The sequence below is a fragment of the Acinetobacter sp. ANC 3832 genome, from assembly GCF_002135415.1.
Lineage (GTDB): Bacteria > Pseudomonadota > Gammaproteobacteria > Pseudomonadales > Moraxellaceae > Acinetobacter.
On record NZ_NEGJ01000005.1, the window covers coordinates 66,738 to 91,974 of the forward strand.

Below are 25,237 nucleotides of genomic sequence, written 5' to 3' on the forward strand. Positions count from 1 at the left end.
AAAGACTACAAGCTGATTTACTTACATTTCCCAATCGTTTTACCTTCAATACTGCTCATATTGGCTGAAAGTTTCACCAGTGATGAACAGTACAAATTTCCTGAAATCATCGATTTATCCAAACTCAGTGAAGTGGCAACTTGAGTTGCTTTGACATCCCCTTCCACACTTGAATTAATCAGTTTGATTGCTTTGGCTGTATCCGCTTGTACACTGCCGCTCACCGATGAATTATTTAAAATAAATGTCCCATTTTTCTGCACACTCACATTGCCATCAACAGAAGTGCCATTCAGGATACAAGTTGCTCCTGAAGGTATAGTTAGACTACCAACCGCATTGTTATTGATTGTTTTATTACAGACTGCTGCATAACTCATTCCAGAGCTTAGTAAAACTGTCGCGACTAAACTAACTTTCTGAATCATGCTTTTCTTAAAAACTTTCTGCAAAGTTACATGGATTAAGCTTTTCATTTTTAGTTCCTTTTGAATTAAATTCCACTGCATTGTTGTCATATTTAAAATTTGCTTTATTCAATAAAGACTAAGGCTAAATACACATACAACAATTAAGTTATTTCTAAATATGGACGCTCTAATACTGGTCATAACTTCGTTAAATTTTAGCCTGTAAAAAATATTCAACTTTTATAATCACGCATCCATTTTGTAGATAAATTAAATAATTACAGATGAGATGTTAACGCTTCGTGACAAAACATAATGCTTTCACACTTGAACAACAGGTCAAAAAAAAGTTAAAAACTAGATAAACATGAATGTTTTTTATTCAATTAATCATTTCAAAAAATTCAATTTCAACGTAAACAAATAGAATTAATTCAATATATAAAGCCCGATTTCTATTTATTTACATTCAGCAAAACTCAAAAAGAAGCATCCATAGGAGTTCAATTTTTATGACCTTTTTATTGTTTTTACTTAGCTTGCTGATTCAATTTATTGCACTATGGATCATTTTCTTTTTCGCATTTTCTAGGATGACTGGGGCAATCAGTATTATCATCATTGCTGTTTTATGTGCATTGATCACGCCTTGGTCGCTCATTCTAGGCATTCCACTGATCCTCATCAGCTTAATTGTCATGATTAATCCATTAAGAATGGCGCTCATCACCAAACCTGCGTATAAAACATTAGCCAATGCAATGCCAACCATGAGTACTACTGAGCGTGAAGCCTTAGATGCAGGAACCAGTTGGTGGGAAAAAGAATTATTTATGGGTGCACCTGATTGGTCTAAATTTGATGCTTATCCATACCCTGAATTATCGGAAGAAGAACAATCTTTTATTGATCATGAAGTTGAACAACTCTGTGCAATGCTAAATGAATGGGAAATTCATACCCATAATGATTTACCGCCAGAAGCATGGCAATTTATTAAAGACAATGGTTTCTTTGGTCTCATCATTCCAAAATCTTATGGTGGTCGTGAATTCAGTTCTTTTGCCCAAAGCAGAATCATGAGCAAAATAGCGTCTCGCTCTTTAACGGCTGCCGTAACCTGTATGGTGCCAAACTCACTTGGTCCAGGTGAGCTTCTATTAAATTATGGAACAGATGAACAAAAAGATCGTTATTTACCCGGTTTAGCCAAAGGGACTGAAATTCCTTGTTTCGGCTTAACCAGTCCTGAAGCAGGTTCAGATGCTGGTGCTATTCCAGATACTGGCGTGGTTTGTCAGGGTGAGTTTGAAGGTAAACAAGTTCTGGGTTTAAAAATGAACTTCTCCAAACGCTGGATTACTTTAGCCCCTGTCGCAACAGTGGTTGGGCTTGCATTTAAACTGTATGACCCTGATGGTCTAATCGGTGACTTGCTTGGAGATCCGCAGAAGAAAGAATATGGTATTACCTGTGCCTTAATTCCATCATCACATGAAGGCATTCATGTCGGACCACGTCATCATCCAGGTGGTTCACCCTTTATGAATGGCACAGTTGAAGGTAAGGACGTCTTTATTCCAATCGACTGGATTATTGGCGGTCCAAAAAATGCAGGTAAAGGTTGGCGCATGCTGATGGAATGCCTAGCCGTTGGCCGTGGAATTTCATTGCCCGCTCTTTCCACTGCTGCAGGTGAAATGACCTATTTAACCGTCGGTGCATTTGCCAAAGTGCGTCAGCAATTTAAAATTTCCGTGGGTAAATTTGAGGGCGTTCAGGAAGTCACCAGTGATATTGCAAGCCAAACTTATATGTTGGAAGCCTTTCGTTATTTAGTCACATGTGGATTAAACCAAGGAGGTAAACCTGCTGTGATGACTGCAATGGCAAAATATTATGCCACTGAAACCATGCGTAAATTGGTCAATCACGGTATGGATGTCGTTGGTGGTCGTGCAATTCAGCAAGGTCCTCGTAACTTTTTAGCCCAAATGTATCAAGCCATTCCTGTTTCCATTACCGTGGAAGGTGCCAATATTTTAAGTCGTTCTTTGATGATTTTCGGTCAAGGTTCAATGCGTTGTCATCCTTATTTATTTGAAGAATTACAACTTTTACAAGCCGAAGATAAAGATTCCGCTTTAAAAGCATTTAATGAAATGCTGTTTAAGCATTTAGGTTATACCTTTAACCGTACTGCCCGTGCATTTACCTACGGCTTTACAGGCGGTTCCAGTCACGCACCTGAAAGTGCAGATCATTTTACTCGCCCATATTACAAAACCATCAACCGCTTAAGTGCAAATTTCGCTTTAACCGCGGATATGTGCTTAGGTTTATTGGCAGGTGATATTAAACGTAAAGAAATGCTTTCAGGACGATTATCTGATATGCATGCCTCAATGTTTATTGCGACTGCGATTTTAAAATTTTATGAACATGGTCAAAAAACTGAGCAAGAACAGATCCATGCAAAACTTGCTTTAGAAAAAGTGTTGTATCAAGCACAAGAAGCATTTATGGGTTTATTTGATAATTTCCCTGTTCCACTTGCATCAAACTTAGTGAAATTTATTTGCTTCCCATTTGGTCGCCCTCTTGCGCAACCAAGTGATAAATTGAAACAACAAGCAGGTGATTTGATTATGGAAGAAAATGCTTTCCGTGATCTATTAAAGCAACATGTCTATTACAGTATGGATCCAAACTCTGCGACAGGACGTATGGAAGTCACCTTCCAAATGTTGCTTAAAGTTGAAGAGCTTTGGAATAAATTTAAAAAGGCTGAATCAAAAGGTCAATTTAAAGGTTTAACCTTTGAAGAGCATATTCAAGATGCGCTTGCAATTCAGTTTATTCAACAAAATGAAGCAGAGCAATTACTTGAATATAATGCAATGCGCTATGACAGCATGTTGACTGATATTTTTGATGAAAATCTTGAGCAGGTTCTACCTTTAGACAATCCGCACTTATCGCCATTGCATTAAATGATCGATTTCTTAACTTTTTATCAGCACTCTATTTCCCCTTACTTAGGGAGATAGAGTGCTTTTATAAAATACAATTCAAAATATTCAAACACTGTTTGCTTCATGTTCTGCGTTGTTTTATGAAAAAAAGTTGGGTGAACCATGAAGACAATTTACTAATCATTTTCATTCGTAGTCGGTATAGTAGACAGCTTGCACAAATAGGATAAAGCACATTATCTTCTGCTTTAAAGAAAAATGTAAAAGCTTTATGCAAAAGTCGAATCTACAAAATAAATGTTTGATCTTAGGGTAAAACGATGTCACAACAAGATTATGAAAATGGTTTAAAAGTTCGCACAGAAGTTATGGGTGAGTCATTTGTAAAACGTGCACAAGACAATACTGTGCCTTTTACTCAACCGCTACAAGACTGGATTAATGAACATGCTTGGGGCTCGACTTGGCAACGTGAAGGCGTTCTTCCTCGTAAATATCGTTCATTAATTACCATTGCATTCCTCACTGCACAAAAAAGCCCAACAGAACTAAAAGGTCATGTTCGTGGTGCCTTAAATAATGGTGCAACCGTTGAGGAAATTCAGGAAGTACTTTTACACAGTCTTCCATATTGTGGCGCACCTGCAACGCAAGAAGCATTTCGTGCTGCACTTGAAGTGATTAATGAATATCAAAAAAGCGAATAATTTTTTGAATTTAAATTTATAGACATCCTAATAATGAAAGAGCTTAAGTTTTAGGCTTAAGCTCTTATTTAAAAAATAATAAATAAATTAAATCCAATACACATTCAAACTATAAAAGAACTCATCTACTTCAAAACGAACTTGATAACCCAATTGCGTGAGCTCCGCAGACAAAGCTCGAATCTCTTCTAGAGGTAAATGTTTCGGTAGTACGGTAAATACAGCAGTACTTCCCTGCTTGGCACTTTCTTCAATCAAATTAGCTAAACGATTTTTATATAATTCGATATTCAAATTTACATTATGAGAAATTTCTTTGGCTTGATCTGCATGTAAAAACTGTGTCATTTTTATTCTCCAAATTGAATAGATAACTCATTTTCAAAATTCAATTTAAAAGTACAACGCTCATCTTCAATGCATTGTTTTTATTTTGTAATACCTTTGACCCTATTGAGCTATTTTCAACTTAATCATCAGGCTCACTTTTATTTTAGGGTATAGCATGAAATAAAGAGTAAAAATGATATTGCTTTGTCATCTTATCTTATCGTTTCGGCTACTGCCTTTACATTAGCACTATAATTTCTAGACTATAAAAATTTAAAAATACAGCAAACAGTTTTGTCATGTATGAATTAAGGATGTGTCAAATACATCAATAAAATCCAGCATCCCATTAAAAATGTCCAAGCAGCGGTAAAGAAAATAATGGCAAAAATCATCTTTTTCGACTTAGACCATGTTTGAATCGTATTATTCGGATTAATCACTTTCTTGACAACAATACCTAAAACGCCGACTAAGGCTAAAATTGAAAAAATTTGCAGTAAAAATAAGATATGAGCAATCCATGAACCCCGTATATCTAACCAATGTTGACTATAAAAATAAATCGATTCACTTGGCTGTTGAACATTCACATAAACTTCTTGTTCATTCTGATTTAATGCCTGATTAAATTTCATTTTTGTTAAGTCTAATAATTTTTGATTGTCTTCCCAAAGCCATAAGTGGTACTGACGAGCAATATCAGCTTGCTCCGTAGAATATTTTTTATGATCAAACTCATATTGATAAATCACATTCATATACGCATAGTTAATCCCCTTGCTGACATGATGTGTATGTTCTTCTTGGTCAACAATTTGTACCTGCGAAGCTTTTTGCCATGTTGGATATGTTAATTTAAATTCATGTAGTTGTAAAAATGGTGAAGCTCTTAAAATAATTTGTAAAACGATATAGCAGATAAATAAACCTAAAAAATGAATGAGATAATCTGACTTTATATATTGCTTACGCCCTATGCAAATAAAATAAAGTACGTAACTTAGGCTTGCATACACGATAACACGTAGATTTTCATGTTCAAATAAGCACAGATACACACCAAGCAAAAGCATTGGAACAGCAATGATCCATCCTAAAATTTGTTTTATTTTCGAATTATTTTGATCCATTAAATCTCAATTTCTACGGAATGATGTTTGATTGTTTTTGAAGAATAACTTTATTCTTTCTATAGAGATTTTATGATTATGTAAGTGAAGTAATATTTTAGAGTTAAGCAAAATATAAAATTTTTAAATTAAAATTTAAGCTTCGCTTTTTCCCACCAAATCTTTAAGCTATACAAAATTTTTCCTTTGGATGTTGTATGTCAAAACCTCTCTCAATTCCAACCGAACTTTTGAATCGTGCTACTGCAGGTCAAGCCGATGCGCAATTTGCTTTAGCTGAAATTTATATGCAAAGCGAAGATGAGGATGATAATGAACATGCTGAAGAATGGGCATTAAAAGCGGCTCAACTAGGTCATGTTGAAGCAATGTATTGGCTTGGTGAAGGTTATGCAGTTTATGCAAAGGATTTACGTGAAGAAGATCCAACAGAAGCAAAAACCTATTTTGAACATGCCTTCCGTTGGTTAGAACAAGCCAGTAAATTTAAACATCCCTCTGCCATTTTAGAATTGGCTACATTTTACCGTCGCGGTGATGTTGTTGAAAAAGATGTTGCTAAATCAATTGCAATGGTTCAGCAAGCAGCGGAATTAGGTGAAGTTCAAGCAATGCGTGATTTAGCGTGTATCTATGAGCATGGCTTAGGCATAGATGTAGATGAAGCAAAGGCAGATGAGTGGTCTGAAAAAGCAAAATCAGCCGAATGATTTAAATGATTCATCTCATAATCAGACATATTGCATAAGTTCTTTAATTTTCTCTTTAAAAGTAAAATAAACAGTCCTTTTGCAAGAAGTCTCTAAAAAAGCCAATTAAAAATTGGCTTTTTAACTAACGCTTGCCTACAAAAATAATATTTAAATCTTGTTGAGGTATAAAATTTTTCTCAACAATTTGAAATTGTGTTGGACTTATTTTTTTAACTTTCCCATTCCAACAAAATGAAACCAATTCATTCGAATCTCGCTCAATTATCAATTTAAAATCTTGAATTGGCTTTGCCCAATTTGCTCCTGTTTTTAAAATATATCCCAATGCAGAGTAAGGTGCTTGCTCTGAATTTGCTTTTTTCAAACCTGCTTTAAAACTTTGATCCATACAATATTCTTTTATATCTTCTTCTGGATATACAGCGACTGAACCACCGACTAAAGGTACATACTGATGTTGTACTCGTGTCAATGAATTGGCTTTAAAAGTTTGTTTCCAACTATAAATCACTTGCGAAGACCATGGAACTATATCTGTCTCACTTTTTGGTAATAACTTTTGCAATTCAGGGTTTTTACATTGTTTTAATTTAGTTTCAAAAGCTTCGTATTCATCACTTTTTCTACTCCACGGATTTAACATTTCAGCATCAGTAAAACCACATTTTCTGAATAAGTCAGTTGTATCAATCGAAGGAGATTTTTCATCTTTTTGAATAAAGGTGCGTACGTGCATTTCAGGTTGAATACTTCGACCATCCACAATAATTTTAAAACTTTTTAATAGTTTATCCGTATGTGCAAAATCACCTCCATCAAAAAAATTATCTAATTTTGGTAAAGGAAATAAAACTGTTTCCGTGATGTTCTTATTGCTTAAGTTTTTAAATTGATAATCTACTCGAATTTGCTTTTTACTAATAAATAAATCTTCACTCTGCATTGTAATATTTGAATTTTTTAAATATTGAATCCCTCCTGTACCGACATAGCCTGTACTGTCATTTGCAAGTGTCTGAACACTAATAAACATAAGAATACCGATTTTTTTTAGCATATTGTTTGGTCCAATCTAAGTAAATTTATAATTTATGAAAAATCACCAAGTTGAGCTGACATGCTCAGAAATAAAAATAAATAATGAAATGAGTGTATAAAGAATAGTGACAATACCTATTAATCCGATTAAATAAATCACCAAAGATTGCCATATTCCCTTTTTTTGAGTGAATTTTGAAACTTTCAATGAAACCCAACAAATAACAACTCCACCAATCATCGTGAAAAATAAGATACATAGCATTTGAGGGTCTTTGAATAATTCAACATCGTTTCTTCTCGCATGACTTATTTGGCTTAAGAAAAGTATCACTGTAAAAATAAACAGCTGATCAAGTGTAAAATTAAACCTCATTTATCATTCTTCTTATAAATTTTTAATTCATTTAGACAAATAACAATGTCAAATTTGATATTGAGTCAAAATCAATTTGAATGAATCAAATAGACTGTCTCGTAATTGATGATAATCCTATCATCAAAATAAAACAGATCCTCAGCAAAAAAATCATCAACTTAATTCAATTGTGTTGAATATAAATCAAAACTAAGATCATCAATCACAATCGCTTGCCTGCAAATACCATCAACTTTACGTTGTTGTTCAAATATAACTTTAGACATTGGATCAAATGAATCAAAAAAACAAATTTCGTCATTATCTATTGAATATACCAACGACTGATTACCCACACCATCTAAAGTATCGTAATACACAATCACAAACTTACCATCATTCACAGCATCTTGAAGCTGTTGGTAACTTAAAGCCGATTCAATTGAGATACCTAATATGTTGCATTTTTCGTAATAAATGACTTCTCTTGGATCAACATTTGGATCTACATCAGTATAAAAAGTCACATCAAAACCTAATTTTTGTAATGCAACAACCAAAGTAATGGTAAATGTACCCTCTTCACTATCATGTCCAGAGATATCGATGAGTTCATTTATATTTTTATCAATACCATGATGTTGAAATAGCATCCATAACGCAAAAACACCACAATTTGACTCAAGCGCTAACAAGGTTTCAGGGATCTTTAAGGTCATAACTTCATTCCAAAATACAATTGCACTGATAATAAGCAAAACAAGATTGGAACTCCACGCATTTCCAAGTACAATATTCCGCAAGTCGAGGGATGCTGCGACGTTTTACAGGCTCTAAATGTAAAAGCGCTAGGCTCGACCATCGATCAAATCTTCAATTTGATCAACAACGGCATCCGCGAACATAACGATCCAATCTATTTTTTTCCTAGGAGATCCTGATGAACGCGGTTAATGCTTCATTTACAGATTATAAAGTTGCCGATATTTCACTTGCAGATTACGGCCGTAAAGAAATCAAACTTGCTGAAGCTGAAATGCCTGCCCTTATGGGTTTGCGTAAACGCTATGCGGCTGCAAAACCACTTGCTGGCGCAAAAATTCTTGGTTGTATTCATATGACCATTCAAACTGCGGTTTTAATTGAAACCCTCGTTGAATTAGGCGCTGAAGTTCGTTGGACGTCTTGTAACATCTTCTCTACTCAAGACCATGCTGCTGCTGCAATTGCTGCTGCGGGTATTCCTGTTTTTGCTTGGAAAGGTGAAACTGAAGAAGAATACAACTGGTGTTTAGACCAACAAGTGAATGTAAATGGTACGCCTTGGGATGCCAACATGATCTTGGATGATGGTGGTGATTTAACATTACTCGTTCATGAAAAATACCCACAAGTGATTGCAAAAATTCACGGTGTGACTGAAGAAACGACGACGGGTGTTCAACGTCTGTATGAAATGCTTCGTGACGGCACGTTGAAAGTTCCTGCAATCAACGTAAATGACTCTGTAACAAAATCTAAAAACGACAACAAATACGGTTGCCGTCACTCACTCAATGATGCGATCAAACGTGGTACAGATATGCTTTTATCTGGTCGTCGTGCGCTAGTCATTGGTTATGGTGACGTAGGTAAAGGTTCTGCTCAATCACTTCGTCAAGAAGGCATGATTGTACGTGTCACTGAAGTTGATCCAATCTGTGCAATGCAAGCATGTATGGATGGTTACGAAGTTGTATCTCCATACAAAAATGGGGTACAAACAGGTAAAAAAGAAGACGTTAACTTAGACCTTCTTCAAAATACTGACTTGATCGTAACAACAACGGGTAACTATCACGTATGTGATTCTGCAATGTTAGATTCATTAAAAGCGGGTTCAGTTGTTTGTAATATCGGTCACTTTGACACCGAAATTGATACTAACTATTTACGTGGTTACAAATGGGTTGAAGTTAAACCTCAAGTACACCAAGTCTATCGTTCAGAAGACGAAAATAACTATTTAATCCTTCTTTCTGAAGGTCGTTTAGTTAACCTTGGTAATGCGACGGGTCACCCATCACGTATTATGGATGGTTCATTTGCCAACCAAGTATTGGGTCAAATGCATTTATTTGCTGAAAAATTTGCTGATCTTCCAGAATCTGAAAAAGCGGCTCAAATCCGTGTAGAACTTATTCCTAAGAAATTGGATGAAGAAGTTGCGGCAGCGATGGTTCTTGGTTTCGGTGGTGTGTTGACTCAATTAACGCAAGTTCAAGCAGATTACTTGGGCGTTGCAGTTGAAGGTCCATTCAAATCTGAGACTTATAAATACTAAGTTTTATCTATACCTCTCCCTAACCCTTTCTTAACTAGAGAGGGAAATCCTTTTCAGGATTAATGGAAGAAAAGTCCCCTCGTAAAGAGAGGACTTTTCTTTAATTCAAACTGAGGGTGTTATTTCTCTCAGATGGGGTCAAGGTAAGGGTAAATAAAAATCATAAATATTTATAAAAGGATTTGAAAAATGACCAAACGTGTCCCAATTTCGTTTGAATTTTTTCCGACCAAAACTGATGTTGGTGCGGAAAAACTACGTGTTGTTCATCAAGAATTACAATTACTAAACCCTGAGTTCTTCTCTGTAACTTATGGTGCAGGTGGTTCAACGCGTGAACGTACACTTGCTGCAATCAATGATTTTAATGGCAAAGGTACACCTGTTGCACCTCACCTGTCTTGTATTGGTGATAGCAAAGCACGTATTGCTGAATTACTGGATTTATATAAATCGCAAGGCATTAACCGTATTGTTGCATTGCGTGGTGATTTACCTTCAGGTCAAGTCGGCTTAGGTGAACTCCCATACGCTTCTGATCTTGTGGCATTTATTCGTCAACATTCAGGTGATCATTTCCATATTGAAGTTGCGGCTTATCCTGAAATGCATCCTCAAGCAGACAGCTTTGATAAAGATATTCAAAACTTTATCAATAAAGTGCGTGCTGGTGCTGATGCAGCGATTACTCAATTTTTCTTTAATCCAGATGCCTATTTCTACTTTGTAGATCGTCTGCAAAAAGAAGGGATTAATATTCCTGTCGCACCTGGTATTATGCCAATTACCAATGCAAGCAACTTAATTCGCTTTGCTGATGGTACAGGCGCTGAAATTCCACGTTGGATTCGTAAGCAACTGGCAACTTACGGTGATGACTCAGCAAGTATTAAAGCTTTTGGTCATGAAGTTGTGGTGAAATTGTGTGAACGTCTGATTGCAGGCGGTGCACCAAGCCTTCATTTCTATTCAATGAATCATACTGAACCAAACCGTCAATTGGTCTTGGATTTAGGCTTAGCTTAATTTAAAAAATATCTTATTTGGCTTAATGATAATTGAGCCAAATACACTTCCCTTTTTATCGATTTTTGAGAGTAATACCACATGCCACGTTTTTTTATTGAAGCTGATTTAGCTGTTGATACGCATGTAGAATTAACTGAAACCGTATTTCATCATTGGGTGAAAGTATTACGTGCTCAAGTCGGGGAAAGTGCAACTTTATTTAATGGACAAGGTGGTGAATACCAAGCGAAACTCACAGTAGTCAATAAAAAGTCTGCAATGGTTGCCATCCAAAATTTTAATGCTGATAACCGTACCCCTGCTTTTAGCACATTACTCGGTCAAGTAATGAGTAAAGGTGACCGTATGGATTATGCAATTCAAAAAGCGGTGGAACTCGGTGTATCCAACATTCAACTTTTAACTTCAGAACGCTGTGAAATGCGTTTAAAGTATGATCGTGACCAAAAGAAAATTGACCATTGGCAAGGAATTGCTATTGCGGCGTGTGAACAATGTGGGATGAATAAAGTACCCAAAATACTGCCACCCATTTCACTACAAGATTGGTTAGCCACCGAATTACCGACCACGAAACTGGTTCTTGCGCCCAATAAAGAACAAGTGAATATATTTGAACATGCAAGTACTGACTTTGTACTATTGATTGGTCCAGAAGGTGGATTAAGTGACACTGAAATTCATGATGCAAACAAAGTCGGTTTTATTAATTGGTGTATTGGTCATCGTGTTTTGAGAACAGAAACTGCACCCGTGGTTGCCTTGTCCATATTAAATCACATTAATCAAAAATAATGATAATTGTGTAACATATATTGATTTAATCTTTAAAAAAAAGTACCTTACAAAGATGCTGAATCGATAGTTTTTACACCCGATTTAAAGTAGATTTCAATCAATTATTCTAATAACTTATAACATTTGGTATGGGTGCCACTCTCTATGATTGATGTTCAGGAAGAGCCTCTTTATCATGGCGTATCCGGATTACAAATAAAAAATGTCGCATACCATTTGCGCATGTTTTTAGTATGGGCTTTATTTACATGCTTTTGTGATGTTATCCTTTATTTTTATTTATTTAATACCACCTCACATCTTTTTAACTTATGGTTTGTCGCTACAAGTTTATTTCTAATTAGCTCTTGTTTTATCATTACGTGGATTATTAATCATTATAAAGAACATCTTGCGTATGATTTTAATAAAATATTTCAGTTCTTTTGCTTAACGCTTGGTTGCTTATTGGCAATAGGTGTATATATTCTGAATTATGAACTCAGCATAATGAAAAATATACCAACCCCTTTCTATTCTTTTTTACTTTCAAGCCTTCTATTAAGTTTTTGTTATGTCATGGCAATTAGCCATTTAAGCCAAAAATTCTCTTATTATATTTTTATTTTTTTACCCTCTTCATTTCCTATATTTGCTATTTCATTTTTATTTCCACAAAATACCAATGAAATTTATAGTATGTTATTTATTGTTTGGTTTTCTTTATTATTTTTTAGTGCTTATGCTTCACATAAAATCTATAACAATCTCGATTTACTCAATTTTAAAAATGCACAATTATTACAACAATCTCAGTCACATTTAGTGGCATCAAGTACATTACAATTAAAACTACAAGAAGAAATAGGAAAAACTCAAGAGATTAGAAATGAATTACAGTTAAATAACCAATTGTTAGAACAAAAAGTCAAAGAACGCACTTTTGATATTAAACAAATTAATGATCGCCTAGAAAACCATCAAGCCAATTTAGCTTTTGCACATGAAACAGCAGGTATACATTCTTGGTTATGGAATATTGAAAAAAGAACAGTTGTTTTTTCAAATGAGCAATCAGAACAAGATTCAAAACAATTTGATGAAAAAGAAGTCCATTTCAGCTCTTACATTCACCCAGATGATTTGAATATTTACAAAGATTTGATGCGTAAACATCTTCGTGGCTTCACCGATCGTTTTGAAGCAACGTATCGAATTAAACAAGATGGTGAATGGCTTTGGATTCAAGATATCGGTAGAGTGATTGCACGACATCCGCATAGCAAAAAACCACTCCGCATGGTCGGTATTCACCGAGATATTCATAAAGAAAAAAATGATGAAGAACAACTTAAACTTGCAGCAACAGTCTTTGATCAAGTTGCTCAAGGTGTCTTTATCTTAGATAAAAACTTATGTTATTTAGAAGTGAATCCTTTTTTTGAAGAGCTTATTGGTTTTACTCAGGATCAACTCATTGGTAAGCATTTATTTGATATTACAGTAAGCCATCAAAATGAAATTAATCAAACACAAGTGAATGTGGCACAACAGTTAATTTTGAATGGTGAATATGAAGGAGAAGTATATGAAGAGTTTTTGTCAGGTAAAAAACTGACTTTTTGGGCACACATTAATGCCATTACCGATGATAAGAATAAAATTATTAACTATGTTGGTATATTAACGGATTTAACGGAACGTATTAAACAAGAACAACGTTTGTCTTATTTAGAAAATTATGATGCACTTACTGACTTACCAAATCGTTTTTATTTTAATTTACAACTACATCATTATATTACAAACACAGCACATGCCTTAAAACATTTTGCTATTTTTAGAATTAATATAGACAGATTTCGTTCATTTAATGAATTTTTAAGTAGTCATGCAGGTGATGAACTTTTAAAACAGGTTTCACTTAGATTACGTCAAAGTTGCGCAGATGCTTTATTAATTTCATATTTAAATAATGATGACTTTGCCATTATCTATAATTTAAATAATAGTAGTTTTACAGCGCATTTACATGCAAAAAAAATCCTTAAAGCATTTAAAATGCCATTTACCATTAATGGGCAAGAGCAAACCATTGCTATATCGATTGGTATTGCCGTATTTCCAGAACATGGCAGACAAATTGAAAGCTTAAATAGTCTAGCTGAACTTGCACTTGCAGAAGCAAAAAACTTAGGTGGAAATACTTTTCACTTTTATAGTGACCATTCAACACAATTGCTCAATCGTGGCATTAACTTAGAAAGTGATCTCAGAAAAGCAATTAAAAATAATGAGTTAGTAGTTTTTTACCAACCTAAAATATGCTTAAAAGCCAGAAGAGTGTATGGATTTGAAGCATTGATTCGATGGAATCATCCTGAACTTGGCCTCATTGCACCGGATATGTTTATCCCTTTGGCTGAAGAAACCAGTTTAATTACAGACATTGGTCAATTTGTACTGTTTGAAACCTGCAAACAAATCAAAATTTGGCAAGAGTTAGGATTTAATCATATTCGTGTTTCTGTCAATATCGTTGCTCAACAAATTTATCGTGGTCAACTGTTAGAGGATATTGATGCTGCCTTGTCACAGAATGATGTTTCAGGACACATGTTAGAACTCGAATTGACTGAATCATCTTTACTAGATAAAACAGACTATGTTCTTGATCTTTTAGAGCAAATTAAACAACGTAATATTTTAATCTCATTGGATGATTTTGGTACAGGCTATTCATCTCTCGCCTATTTAACCAGTTATCCGATTGATACTTTGAAAATTGATAAAGCATTTATCTCTAAAATTGGTCAAGAAAAAGATGAAGCCATTGTTCATGCCATTATTGCACTGGGTAAAGCCATTGGGCTAACACTGGTTGCTGAAGGTGTAGAAACTTTAGAGCAAATTCATTTTTTAGAAAATCGTGGTTGTTATCTGATCCAAGGTTTCTATTTTTCTAAACCCCTTACAGCACTAGAAAGTACAGCTTACTTAAATAAATATAAACCTGTCGATATTTAGTCTACGCTTCATTTTTCTCTATTAAGTTTGTTCAAAAAACGACTTTTTGACTGTCCGTATTGCTCAACAAATGATATATTCAAGAAAATTTAGCCAAAACTGCCAAGCTCATTGGCACATTGTAACAATCGAGATTCAGATGGATGATCAATCTTTAAAACAGCAAGCCCTCTACTACCACGAATTTCCAACCCCAGGGAAAATCAGTGTTACTCCAAGTAAGCAACTGGTCAATCAACATGATTTAGCACTTGCTTACTCACCTGGTGTTGCAGCCCCTTGTTTAGAAATAGAAAAAGACCCTTCAAAAGCCGCGCTTTATACTGCACGTGGTAACTTAGTTGCAGTCATTACCAATGGTACAGCCGTTTTAGGTTTAGGTAATATTGGTCCATTGGCGTCTAAACCTGTGATGGAAGGTAAAGGCGTTCTATTTAAAAAGTTCGCAGGCGTTGATGTATTTGACATCGAAATTGCTGAAAATGATCCAGATAAAATTGTTGATATTATTGCTGCACTTGAACCTACTTTTGGTGGGATCAACTTAGAAGATATCAAAGCGCCAGAATGTTTTTATATTGAACAAAAACTTCGTGAACGCATGAATATTCCTGTGTTCCATGATGATCAACATGGTACTTCGATCATTGTTGGCTCAGCATTATTAAATGCTTTGCAATTAAACGGCAAAAAAATTGATGAAATCAAAATTGTCGCTTCAGGTGCGGGTGCGGCTGCTCTTTCTTGTTTAGATTTACTCTGTGCAATTGGTGCCAAAAAAGAGAATATTATCGTTGCTGACTCACGTGGTTTATTAACAACTAAACGTGAAGGCTTAGATGAGTCTAAAAAACGTTATGTGCAAGATATTGAAGGTTCGCAACTTGCTGATGTAATCGCAGATGCTGATATGTTCTTGGGTCTTTCTGCCGCAGGTATTTTAACCAAAGAAATGGTTAAGGTGATGGCAACTGATCCGATTATTTTCGCTTTGGCAAATCCAGATCCTGAAATTTTACCTGAACATGCACATGAAGTTCGCCCTGATGTCATCATGGCGACAGGTCGTTCGGATTATCCAAACCAAGTGAATAATGCACTTTGCTTCCCTTATATCTTCCGTGGCGCACTTGATGTCGGTGCAACAACAATCAATGAAGATATGAAAATTGCTTGTGTACATGCAATTGCACGTATGGCACATATTGAAGCAGATGCAGCGACTTATGGTGAAAAATCTGCCTCATTTGGTCGTGACTATTTAATTCCACGTCCATTAGATCAACGCTTAATCCTTGAAATCGCACCTGCTGTTGCACAAGCTGCTATGGATTCAGGTGTAGCAACACGTCCAATTGAAGACTTCTCTGTATATCGTCAACGCTTGTCTGAGTTTGTTTATAACTCGGCATTAATGATGAAGCCTATTTTTGCTCAAGCAAAATCGAACCCTAAACGTATTGCCTACGCTGAAGGTGAAGATTTACGTGTACTTCGTGGTGTTCAAATTGCTGTTGATGAAGGTTTAGCACTTCCGATCTTGGTGGGTCGTACTGCAGTTATTGAATCTAACATTAAAAAATTAGGCTTACGCCTTGAACATGGTGTCAATATCACCATCGTAGATCAAGAAAATAACCCTGATTATGAAATGTTTGCAGATGATTACTACAATACGATGCAGCGTAAAGGTGTAACACCTGAGTATGCACAACGTGAAACACGCCGTCGTTCTACTTTAATTGCCGCGATGTTGGTTAAATTCGGTAAAGCAGATGGTATGTTATGCGGTACTTATGCAAGCTATGACATTCATTTAGACTTTGTTCGTAATGTGATTGGCTTAAAAGAAGGTCGTAACAACTTCTTTACATTGAATGCTTTAATGCTAGAAGATCGCAATTTATTTATTGCGGACACATATGTAAATACCAATCCAACTGCTGAACAATTGGCGGAAATGACTATTTTGGCTGCTGAAGAAGTTCGTCGTTTTGGTATGACACCACGTGTTGCATTACTTTCACATTCTAGTTTTGGTTCAGATCAAAATGATCCTAGCGCACAAAAAATGCGCAAAGTCTTTGAGATATTAAGTGAAATTGCACCTGAATTAGAAGTTGAAGGTGAAATGCATGGTGATGCTGCACTTGATGAAAATATTCGTCATTTTGCATTCCCAAACTCACGTTTCAAAGGTTCTGCAAATCTATTGATTATGCCGAATTTGGATGCTGCTAATATTTCATTTAACTTGTTGAAATCAACATCTGGTAATAATGTGACGATTGGTCCTATTTTACTCGGTGCTGCTAAACCTGTTCATATTTTAACGCCTACGGCAACAACTCGTCGTGTGGTCAATATGACTGCTTTAACCGTTGCTGAAATTCAGCAAGATGAACAAGACGCAATGTAATATGCAAATGTAAAAATCTTTAGTAAAAGCTAAAGTTCTTTACTTGAGAAAACCTCTATTCTGTAGCATGATTGCTTGAAGAATAGAGGTTTTTTCATGCAAGTTTATTTAGTAGGCGGTGCTGTCAGAGATCATTTACTCGGACACCCCTATCACGAAAAAGATTATGTTGTTGTCGGTGCAACACCAGAACAACTCCTTGCTCAAGGTTATCAACCTGTGGGTAAAGATTTTCCTGTTTTTTTGCATCCCAAAACAAAAGAAGAATATGCACTTGCCCGTACTGAACGTAAGTCAGGACATGGCTATCATGGTTTTGAGTTTTTTACTGATCCAAATGTCAGCTTAGAAGAAGATCTCATTCGTCGTGACTTGACCATTAATGCGATGGCAATGGATGATTCAGGTCAAGTTTATGATCCTTACCATGGACAAAAAGACCTAGAAAAAAAATTACTACGTCATGTTTCAGATGCTTTTGCTGAAGATCCTTTACGTGTACTTCGCGTGGCTCGTTTTGCAGCACGCTACCATCAATATGGTTTTACAATTGCAGATGAAACCCTTGCTTTGATGCAAAAATTAGCTGAATCAGGTGAATTGCAAGCACTCACACCTGAACGTGTGTGGAAGGAAACTTCTCGTGCTTTAATGGAAGATCGTGCAGATGTTTACTTTGATGTTTTACGTCAATGTCATGCGTTAAAAATTCTATTCCCTGAAATTGATGCGCTTTTTGGTGTACCACAACGCCCTGAATATCATCCTGAAATTGATTGTGGTATTCATACTTTAATGTCATTGCAACAAGCGTGTAAGGCCAATTACTCTTTAGATGTACGTTTTGCAGTATTGGTACATGACTTAGGTAAGGCACTGACTCCGAAAGATGAATTACCCCGTCATATCATGCATGAAGAACGTGGTATTGCGCCTGTAACTGAAGTATGTGACCGTCTAAAAGTTCCAACTCAAACCAAGCAACTAGCATTGGCTGTATGTAAAGAACATCTAAAATGCCATCAAGCCTTTACCTTAAAAGCAGGCACTGTATGGCGTTTACTACAACGCTTAGATGTATTGCGTCGTCCTGAACGAGTTGAAGCTTTTGTACAAGCTTGTGAATGTGATGCTCGCGGACGTTTAGGATTGGAAGATCGTGAATATCCTCAAGCACAGTATCTTTTAGATGTCATGCAAACCGTTCGGAATATTAAAGCCTCTGACTTACCACCTGAAATCACTGGACCTGATATTGGTGAAATGCTAATTCAGAAACGGATTGAAGCGATTGCTGACTTTAAACAGAAATATACTCAGCCTGAGCAAATCACTTAATTATAATTCCTCTCAGAAATGGGAGGATTCTAACTATAAATCTCCATTTTCATAATTAAAACCATTAGATTCAAAGAGTAAAACAATATCAACTTTTGAAAATACCCTCAGTGCTAACTGCTGCAATTGAAGTAAACATATAATAAAAATCTTACAAAACCTGCTTTATGTAAAGTATAGGGAGTTTATTACAATGTTTAATTTATATAGACCACTTATTTTTATTCAAAATTCATTTTTAAATAATTGTAAAGTTTTCTTCAATCCAAGCCTGTGCTAACTCTTCTGACTTAAATCCTTTTATTACAGGTTGATCGAAATCAATATACACAATTTCAAAATACTGAAATATATCGTTTTCATAAATAGAGTTAATGTGCGAAATTTTATCAATATCTAATGATGTATGTATTTCTGCATGCAGTAGATCAGATATTTTAAAACTTCTTACATTTAAATTTTCACAATCATAGCTATTGTGCTCTTCTTCAAAATGTGGATTTTTTTTATGAAAATTTTTCATCCACTGATAAACATCAGGTGTATCAATATATTTTGTACTTCCTAAATCTTCATAGGTTTTTGCTTTTTTGATCGCATGAAATGCAAGCAATGAACCTAAATTGCAATATCGAATAACTTGAATATGAAACAAATAATTCGGGTTCAGGTAATTTCCATCATCATCTTGAATAAAATAAGGTTTCATTCTTTTTATCCTACACATCATCATTATTATTTTAAATAAACATGCCCGATTTCATCAATCAGACATGTTTTCATTCATTAAATCACGACACATCTGCTGTAAAACTCAGCACTTTTTCCAACTTCATTTGGTTTTGAACAACCATCAACAAACGATCAATACCTAAAGCAATTCCCGAACATTCAGGCATATTTGGCATAGCAGCAAGTAAATACTCGTCAATCGGCATCACATGTAAGCCAAGCTTTTCACGCTCTGCGTTATCTGCTTCAAAACGCCCACGAAGCACTTCAGCATCGATCAATTCATCATAGGCATTGGCAAGCTCTAAACCTTCTATATAAAGTTCAAAACGAGCTGCAACTAATTCTCCATCTTCATCTATTCGAGTTTTAGCCAAAGAAGCCATTTCAGGTGGGAAATCTGTTAAAAACACTGGGGTATCAAAACCTAGACTGGGCTCAACCATATGTGAAAATAGTAAATCCATATAAGCTAAACGATCATTACCTAGATCAATATTTAATCCAACACGATGTGATGTATCTTTCAACTCCTTAAGTGTCGCTTGCAGTGGATTAATATCCAGACGATCCTGAAAAGCCTGCTTATAACTATAAATCGTTGGGCGAACTTCACCAAATCTTGTTGCTAAAACAATATTCAACAAATCAGTGACTTCAAGCATTAAATCTTTCAGGCTTAGGTCAGGTTGATACCATTCCAACATGGTAAATTCGCTATTGTGTTTACGACCATGTTCATTATCCCGAAAAACTTTACAGATTTGATAAATCGCACCACTCCCACTTGCCAATAAACGCTTCATGGGAAATTCAGGCGATGTTTGTAAATAATGTGTTCGTTGCTTTCCACCCATATGCCGTAAAGCTTGCACAGAAGCCAGATGTACATCGGTCACACCCGCCTGAGAAAGCACAGGTGTTTCAACTTCCAGAACATCACGCTCTGCAAAAAATTGACGGATTTGTGCATACATTTTCGCACGTGCTTTTAAAGCTGAAATATCACACGTAGGTTGATAATTTATAGTCTGAATAGTCTGAATATTCTGATCTATACTCACGCTTTTGGACCTCCATGTGCGGCCCATTCACGACGTAGAGGATATGTTTTACGTAAGTAATCAAAGGCTTTTTGATCAACTTTTCCGTCTTTTAAACAAGCACGTAAATTGGCATCATCCTGTGCAATATTATAAATCTGAGTAAGATATTGCTGTAAAACCAGTTTTAATGCTTTATTTTCAAAATACTGTTCGCACACAGGTAATTGTGTTTCAAATTTTTTATCCGCTTCAAAATCAAAGGTTTTGCAAAAAGCATCGTAAATCATTTGTGTACCACGTGCTTTACCTTCCAAACTATAGCCTGCGATATGTGGTGTGACTAAACTGATTAAATTCAGTAGTTCTTCTGAAATCTCAGGCTCATGTTCAAAGACATCCAAGACCACTTTGCGGTGTGTTTTTTGAATATCTGCAATTAAAGCAGCTTCTTCTACCACAGCACCACGCGCAGAATTAATCAAAATTGCTTCAGGTTTCATCATTGCTAAAGCTTGGGCATTAACCAGATGATACGTTGGCTGATTGGCTGAATCGCTGTTTGAATCTTTATCTATTTTAGTCAATGGAACATGTATGCTAATTGCATCAGCCGTTGATAATAATTGTTCTAATTCAACTTGCTGAATATTTTCACGTTGTACAAATGGATCATAGCCAATCACATTCCAGCCCAGAAGCTTTGCCATATACGCTAAGCGAGAACCTACATTCCCTAAACCAATAATACCTAAAGTGAATTGCTGATCTGAGCTTTGATTAATCAGTTTTGGATTGAGATGTAATAATGCAGTAATCACATATTCAGCGACTGCCTGTGCATTACAACCCGCCGCATTTGACCACGCAATATTATGTTTTTCTAAAGCTGGAATATCTAAATGATCTGTACCAATGGTTGCACTGCCTACAAATTTAAGCGAGGTATTTTGAATGAGTTGTTCATTGATTTGAGTAACTGATCTGATCAGTAATGCCTCTGCATCTTGAACATCTGCATTAGTTAATGTCCGCCCTGCTGCATGATATATTTCTCCAAATGCTGAAAAGAAATAATCTGTAAATGCCAGATTTTCATCTGCGACGATTTTCATAACTCAATCCCATACTGTGATTAAACTATGATAACGCTTTGCCAGAATGATAACTATGCATGATCAATTTATTGGATATTTTAAAGGCATCAATCAACACATTTAATTTATCAATTGCTCAATGAAAAATGATTCAAATAAGTGAAAATAAAAAGAAGTCATCCTCTAAACTTTAAAAAATTTTGTTTAAATTTAATAAAGCTTCCAATTTTTAATACATTTGAAAATCAGACATCTTGCATGACTACTTAAAACCCTTTTACTCTACTAACACTAAAAATAAAAAAGCATTACCTAAAGCACCGATTATTCAATAAATTTAACTACAACACCCTGTTTTACTTTTCTTCCTAAATCATTTGCATCCCAATTGGTTAGACGAATACAACCATGTGATGCCGTTTTAGAGATTAAAGACGGATTTGGAGTTCCATGAATACCAAATGATGGTTTACTCAGTGCAATCCAGATATTACCTACTGGGCCATTTGGTCCCGGCGGTAAAACCAACGGTTTCTTATTCCCACCTTGTACAAAGTTCTTTGGCGAATAACCATAATATGGATTTGGCGCAACCTTAACCACTTTATGTGTGCCCTTTGGAGAAGGTGTATCAGAGCCACCAATCGTTGCAGGGAAAGAAGCAATTAAATGATTTTGTGAATTGAATAAATATAATTGTCTTGCACTCTTATGTGCAATGATCAATGCAACATCTTCAGGTAATTCATTACGCACAATGGGTACAATAATTTTTTCACCGACTTTTTGAAAATTCACTTTCGGATTTAATTGACGTAAAAACTCTTCATCAATATGAAATTTTTCACCTAACATTTCTGTGATACGCGTGTAATACAAACCAGGCATTTTGGCTTGCAAAGCATAATTACGTGGAATGCTTTTCGCATACGGTCCTTTAATATCTTGAGCTGTAATACTATATGTACCAAATGCATCTGCTTTTTGTTGAGACAGCAAACTGTTCCATGTCTGCTGAGTCAACTCTCCTGTTGGTACAAAACCATGCATTTGTTGATATGCAGAAAGTGCTTTTAAAAAATTCTTACCACTTTTTGCATCGATAGGACCAGGTGAAGCATGTAAATTATTCAACATAACTTGTGCACGAGCATAAACAGGAAATTGCCCTCGCCCAAGATTCACAGTCCAATTGGCTTTATTTAAACTTTCAAGCGTCCAATTTTGCTTTATTGGTTGTGCTGCAACATTTTCTTTTTTTTCTGCTGGAGTAACTGAATTTGACTGTGCCTGAATCTGTAAACTTGCGAACATAACACAGATGGCAAAAATAGCTTTTGGTAAAACTTGACCCATACAAAACTCTCTGAATATCTCTAAATTTAGTTTTCTTTATAAAATTAATGATAAAAAACAAAATTTTAGCATATTAAAAGCATCATTTTGATTTTATAGTCATAATTTTCATTTACCCAATAAAATTGAATGCTGAACCGTGTTGAAATGAATTAAATATCTTAAAATAATTTTTATTTAATATTAAAAACACCAACCGACTAAAATTACATCAAAAACAATAAAATAATTCAGTCTGAGATACTACATGATCAATTCGCTTCTTTTAACATTTTTAATACTAAATGTGCAATAGTTCAAATTATATTTATTTAAAAACAGAATAAATGTTCTATAAAATTTTATCAGACAAATATTATTGAACAATAGAGCCATATATATTTCTTATAAAACAAATATTTAAAAATTAAGGTTATGAATTATCTAGTATTATCATCAGAAGCTCTACAAAATGATGAAAATTCGTACTTATTGTTTGTTTTTCTTCATTTAATTAAAATTCTTTATTTAAAATAGCGGTTATCATTTTTCTGCTTAATCGATTATTATCTACTTTATTTTTTAGTCAGAATTGCCTTGAATACGATTACTTTGCTTCAGCCTGATGACTGGCACGCGCATCTCCGTGATGGACTCGCACTTCAACGTACTGTTCCAGATTTAGCAAATCAATTTGCTCGCGCAATCTGTATGCCAAATCTTGTTCCTCCTGTTAAAACAGTTGAAGAAGCAAATGCATACCGTGAACGCATTCTTTCGCACGTTCCTGAAGGCGTTGCTTTCGACCCACGTATGGTACTTTATTTTACCGATCAAACTTCACCAGATGAAGTGCGTAAAATTAAAGCTTCTGAACATGTTAATGCCATTAAACTTTATCCTGCTGGTGCAACAACCAACTCGGATAATGGTGTCAGTGACATTCGTAAAGTTTATGCTGTGATTGAGCAATTGGAAGAACACCAAGTTCCACTTTTACTACATGGTGAAGTAACACATAATCATGTTGATATTTTTGATCGTGAAAAGCGCTTCCTTGATGAAGTACTTGCACCACTGTTAAGACAATTTCCGAAACTTAAATTGGTTTTAGAACATATTACCACCAGTGAAGCTGCTCATTTTGTGTTAGAACAAGATCGTAATGTTGCAGCAACGATTACACCGCAACATTTATTGTTTAATCGCAATGACATGTTGGTGGGTGGAATCAAGCCGCATTTTTACTGCTTGCCTATTTTAAAACGTCAAACGCATCAACAGACACTTTTAGAAGTTGCAACCAGTGGAAGCCCTAAATTTTTCTTAGGGACAGACAGTGCGCCACACTCTAAAGATGCAAAAGAAAATGCATGTGGCTGTGCAGGTTGCTATAGTGCTCCTACAGCGATTGAACTGTATGCCCAAGCATTTGATCAAGCCAATCGTATTGAGCGCTTAGAAGGCTTTGCAAGCCATTTTGGTGCAGACTTCTATGGTTTACCACGAAATACCAATACCATTACTTTAGTGAAAGAAGATCAGGTGATTCCTGAAAGTCTAGATTATTTGAATGGTGAAAAAATTATCCCACTGTATGCTGGAAAAACCATTCATTGGAGAAAAGTGTGACAACTGAAATACAACCTGTCATCAGTCAACGCTTTCGTGGTTTTTTACCCGTCGTTGTTGATGTTGAAACAGCAGGTTTTAATGCAGATACGGATGCTTTGCTCGAAATAGCATGCATTCCAATTATCTATGATGCTGAAGGGAAATTTGTTCCTGGTGAAGCACATCATGCGCATATCAATCCTTTTCCGGGTGCGAATTTAGATAGACGATCTTTAGATTTCATTGGGATCGATCCGTTTAATCCGATGCGTGTTGCAATGGCTGAAGATGAGAAGTCTGCATTAAAACGGATGTTTAAAGCTGTCAATGAAGTCCGTAAGCAACAACAATGCACACATGCTGTATTGGTGGGACATAATGCGCATTTTGATCTCGGTTTTGTAAAAGCAGCGATTGCACGTACAGGCACGAAAAATCAGAATCCTTTTCATAGCTTTTCAGTGTTTGATACCGTGACTTTAAGTGCTGTGATGTTTGGACAAACTGTATTAGCAAAATCATGTATTCAGGCTGGAATTGAGTTTGATGGTAAAGAAGCACACTCTGCTTTATACGATACTCAAAAGACTGCGGAACTGTTTTGCTATATTTTGAACAAACTCGCACCTCACCTACTTGACACTTTGCTGGCGGATCAATAAGATACCGCCATCTTCTAACGACCCTATCGTCTAGAGGCCTAGGACATCGCCCTTTCACGGCGGTAACCGGGGTTCGAATCCCCGTAGGGTCGCCATATTCTTTTCTGCTGTTTAAATCTAAAATAAAAATATTCATTTTTCATCTAGAATTATTTTTTCTCTACTCATACCCCCATT

Annotated in this window: 20 protein-coding genes and 1 tRNA gene; 12 read left to right on the top strand and 9 right to left on the bottom strand. The window is 35.6% G+C overall.

All coding sequences use genetic code 11. The annotated features are described in order from the left end of the window. Positions 1-17: 17 nt before the first annotated feature. Positions 18-428 (bottom strand): hypothetical protein, encoded by a 411-nt coding sequence (locus tag B9T35_RS08515; protein WP_086190860.1) that lies wholly within the window; start codon positions 426-428, stop codon positions 18-20. A gap of 494 nt (positions 429-922) precedes the next feature. On the opposite strand from B9T35_RS08515, the gene B9T35_RS08520 reads away from it, so the two are divergent. Together B9T35_RS08520 and B9T35_RS08525 are read left to right on the top strand one after the other, a co-directional pair. Beyond that, positions 923-3,403, top strand: coding sequence for an acyl-CoA dehydrogenase (locus B9T35_RS08520; protein WP_086190698.1), 2,481 nt, complete (start codon positions 923-925; stop codon positions 3,401-3,403). Between the two features lie 302 nt (positions 3,404-3,705). Next, on the top strand, positions 3,706-4,092 hold the full coding sequence (locus tag B9T35_RS08525; RefSeq protein WP_086190699.1) for a carboxymuconolactone decarboxylase family protein: 387 nt from the start codon (positions 3,706-3,708) through the stop codon (positions 4,090-4,092). An 87-nt stretch (positions 4,093-4,179) separates the two neighbouring features. Here the strand turns inward: B9T35_RS08525 and B9T35_RS08530 are convergent, their stop codons facing one another. Then, positions 4,180-4,440, bottom strand: coding sequence for a hypothetical protein (locus tag B9T35_RS08530; protein WP_086190700.1), 261 nt, complete (start codon positions 4,438-4,440; stop codon positions 4,180-4,182). Between the two features lie 290 nt (positions 4,441-4,730). Then, positions 4,731-5,555: a hypothetical protein gene (locus tag B9T35_RS08535; RefSeq protein ID WP_086190701.1), complete on the bottom strand. Its 825-nt coding sequence runs from the start codon at positions 5,553-5,555 to the stop codon at positions 4,731-4,733. A gap of 197 nt (positions 5,556-5,752) precedes the next feature. Here B9T35_RS08535 and B9T35_RS08540 point away from each other — a divergent pair, with 197 nt between their 5' ends. Further along, the gene (locus tag B9T35_RS08540) at positions 5,753-6,265 is read left to right on the top strand and encodes a tetratricopeptide repeat protein (protein ID WP_086190702.1); all 513 of its coding nucleotides are present in this window, start codon (positions 5,753-5,755) and stop codon (positions 6,263-6,265) included. 124 nt (positions 6,266-6,389) lie between these two features. Here the strand turns inward: B9T35_RS08540 and B9T35_RS08545 are convergent, their stop codons facing one another. Together B9T35_RS08545 and B9T35_RS08555 are read right to left on the bottom strand one after the other, a co-directional pair. Further along, positions 6,390-7,325: a DUF4424 family protein gene (locus B9T35_RS08545; RefSeq protein ID WP_086190703.1), complete on the bottom strand. Its 936-nt coding sequence runs from the start codon at positions 7,323-7,325 to the stop codon at positions 6,390-6,392. Positions 7,326-7,843: 518 nt separating this feature from the next. After that, on the bottom strand, positions 7,844-8,383 hold the full coding sequence (locus tag B9T35_RS08555; protein ID WP_086190705.1) for a cysteine peptidase family C39 domain-containing protein: 540 nt from the start codon (positions 8,381-8,383) through the stop codon (positions 7,844-7,846). A gap of 221 nt (positions 8,384-8,604) precedes the next feature. Here B9T35_RS08555 and ahcY point away from each other — a divergent pair, with 221 nt between their 5' ends. The 6 genes from ahcY to B9T35_RS08585 all read left to right on the top strand — a co-directional run bounded on the left by ahcY (position 8,605) and on the right by B9T35_RS08585 (position 18,577). Continuing rightward, positions 8,605-9,987 carry an adenosylhomocysteinase gene (gene ahcY / locus B9T35_RS08560; RefSeq protein WP_086190706.1) on the top strand — a complete coding sequence of 461 codons (1,383 nt, stop codon included), beginning with the start codon at positions 8,605-8,607 and terminating at the stop codon, positions 9,985-9,987. Positions 9,988-10,176: 189 nt separating this feature from the next. Then, entirely contained in the window at positions 10,177-11,013 is an 837-nt protein-coding gene (gene metF / locus B9T35_RS08565; protein ID WP_086190707.1) for a methylenetetrahydrofolate reductase [NAD(P)H], read from the top strand. Positions 11,014-11,094: 81 nt separating this feature from the next. Beyond that, on the top strand, positions 11,095-11,811 hold the full coding sequence (locus B9T35_RS08570; RefSeq protein WP_086190708.1) for a 16S rRNA (uracil(1498)-N(3))-methyltransferase: 717 nt from the start codon (positions 11,095-11,097) through the stop codon (positions 11,809-11,811). A gap of 681 nt (positions 11,812-12,492) precedes the next feature. Continuing rightward, the gene (locus tag B9T35_RS08575; protein ID WP_228147109.1) at positions 12,493-14,820 is read left to right on the top strand and encodes an EAL domain-containing protein; all 2,328 of its coding nucleotides are present in this window, start codon (positions 12,493-12,495) and stop codon (positions 14,818-14,820) included. Positions 14,821-14,959: 139 nt separating this feature from the next. Then, positions 14,960-17,239, top strand: a complete 2,280-nt coding sequence (locus tag B9T35_RS08580; RefSeq protein ID WP_086190710.1) for an NADP-dependent malic enzyme — start codon at positions 14,960-14,962, stop codon at positions 17,237-17,239. Between the two features lie 96 nt (positions 17,240-17,335). Next, a complete protein-coding gene (locus tag B9T35_RS08585; protein ID WP_086190711.1) occupies positions 17,336-18,577 on the top strand; it encodes a multifunctional CCA addition/repair protein in 1,242 nt (413 codons plus the stop codon). 238 nt (positions 18,578-18,815) lie between these two features. Here the strand turns inward: B9T35_RS08585 and B9T35_RS08590 are convergent, their stop codons facing one another. From B9T35_RS08590 to B9T35_RS08605, 4 genes are all read right to left on the bottom strand, one after another. Beyond that, positions 18,816-19,286, bottom strand: a complete 471-nt coding sequence (locus tag B9T35_RS08590; protein WP_086190712.1) for a hypothetical protein — start codon at positions 19,284-19,286, stop codon at positions 18,816-18,818. Between the two features lie 82 nt (positions 19,287-19,368). Beyond that, positions 19,369-20,346, bottom strand: a complete 978-nt coding sequence (gene epmA, locus B9T35_RS08595) for an EF-P lysine aminoacylase EpmA (protein WP_265733440.1) — start codon at positions 20,344-20,346, stop codon at positions 19,369-19,371. A gap of 23 nt (positions 20,347-20,369) precedes the next feature. Next, positions 20,370-21,467: a 4-phosphoerythronate dehydrogenase gene (locus B9T35_RS08600; protein WP_086190714.1), complete on the bottom strand. Its 1,098-nt coding sequence runs from the start codon at positions 21,465-21,467 to the stop codon at positions 20,370-20,372. A gap of 306 nt (positions 21,468-21,773) precedes the next feature. Beyond that, on the bottom strand, positions 21,774-22,763 hold the full coding sequence (locus B9T35_RS08605; protein WP_416202432.1) for a L,D-transpeptidase family protein: 990 nt from the start codon (positions 22,761-22,763) through the stop codon (positions 21,774-21,776). A gap of 618 nt (positions 22,764-23,381) precedes the next feature. Between B9T35_RS08605 and pyrC the strand changes: the two genes are divergently transcribed. The 3 genes from pyrC (at position 23,382) to B9T35_RS08620 (ending at position 25,155) form a co-directional block, all read left to right on the top strand. Further along, complete coding sequence (pyrC, locus tag B9T35_RS08610) at positions 23,382-24,416, top strand: dihydroorotase (RefSeq protein ID WP_086190716.1); 1,035 nt, start codon at positions 23,382-23,384, stop codon at positions 24,414-24,416. Further along, positions 24,401-25,060 carry a ribonuclease T gene (rnt, locus tag B9T35_RS08615; protein WP_086190717.1) on the top strand — a complete coding sequence of 220 codons (660 nt, stop codon included), beginning with the start codon at positions 24,401-24,403 and terminating at the stop codon, positions 25,058-25,060. The genes pyrC and rnt overlap by 16 nt, the downstream gene beginning before the upstream one ends. A 19-nt stretch (positions 25,061-25,079) precedes the next feature. Further along, positions 25,080-25,155: transfer RNA gene (locus tag B9T35_RS08620), tRNA-Glu, on the top strand. The last annotated feature ends 82 nt before the right edge of the window (positions 25,156-25,237 follow it).

What these genes read in the sequence shown, in the direction of transcription:
- B9T35_RS08600 (WP_086190714.1), bottom strand. Translation starts at nt 21,467, where the DNA reads ATGAAAATCGTCGCAGATGAAAATCTGGCATTTACAGATTATTTCTTT.
- B9T35_RS08605 (WP_416202432.1), bottom strand. Translation starts at nt 22,763, where the DNA reads ATGTTCGCAAGTTTACAGATTCAGGCACAGTCAAATTCAGTTACTCCA.
- B9T35_RS08585 (WP_086190711.1), top strand. Translation starts at nt 17,336, where the DNA reads ATGCAAGTTTATTTAGTAGGCGGTGCTGTCAGAGATCATTTACTCGGA.
- B9T35_RS08525 (WP_086190699.1), top strand. Translation starts at nt 3,706, where the DNA reads ATGTCACAACAAGATTATGAAAATGGTTTAAAAGTTCGCACAGAAGTT.
- B9T35_RS08540 (WP_086190702.1), top strand. Translation starts at nt 5,753, where the DNA reads ATGTCAAAACCTCTCTCAATTCCAACCGAACTTTTGAATCGTGCTACT.
- B9T35_RS08580 (WP_086190710.1), top strand. Translation starts at nt 14,960, where the DNA reads ATGGATGATCAATCTTTAAAACAGCAAGCCCTCTACTACCACGAATTT.
- B9T35_RS08575 (WP_228147109.1), top strand. Translation starts at nt 12,493, where the DNA reads ATGTTATTTATTGTTTGGTTTTCTTTATTATTTTTTAGTGCTTATGCT.
- B9T35_RS08570 (WP_086190708.1), top strand. Translation starts at nt 11,095, where the DNA reads ATGCCACGTTTTTTTATTGAAGCTGATTTAGCTGTTGATACGCATGTA.
- B9T35_RS08530 (WP_086190700.1), bottom strand. Translation starts at nt 4,440, where the DNA reads ATGACACAGTTTTTACATGCAGATCAAGCCAAAGAAATTTCTCATAAT.
- B9T35_RS08535 (WP_086190701.1), bottom strand. Translation starts at nt 5,555, where the DNA reads ATGGATCAAAATAATTCGAAAATAAAACAAATTTTAGGATGGATCATT.
- ahcY (WP_086190706.1), top strand. Translation starts at nt 8,605, where the DNA reads ATGAACGCGGTTAATGCTTCATTTACAGATTATAAAGTTGCCGATATT.
- B9T35_RS08590 (WP_086190712.1), bottom strand. Translation starts at nt 19,286, where the DNA reads ATGAAACCTTATTTTATTCAAGATGATGATGGAAATTACCTGAACCCG.
- B9T35_RS08520 (WP_086190698.1), top strand. Translation starts at nt 923, where the DNA reads ATGACCTTTTTATTGTTTTTACTTAGCTTGCTGATTCAATTTATTGCA.
- B9T35_RS08555 (WP_086190705.1), bottom strand. Translation starts at nt 8,383, where the DNA reads ATGACCTTAAAGATCCCTGAAACCTTGTTAGCGCTTGAGTCAAATTGT.
- metF (WP_086190707.1), top strand. Translation starts at nt 10,177, where the DNA reads ATGACCAAACGTGTCCCAATTTCGTTTGAATTTTTTCCGACCAAAACT.
- B9T35_RS08545 (WP_086190703.1), bottom strand. Translation starts at nt 7,325, where the DNA reads ATGCTAAAAAAAATCGGTATTCTTATGTTTATTAGTGTTCAGACACTT.
- B9T35_RS08515 (WP_086190860.1), bottom strand. Translation starts at nt 428, where the DNA reads ATGATTCAGAAAGTTAGTTTAGTCGCGACAGTTTTACTAAGCTCTGGA.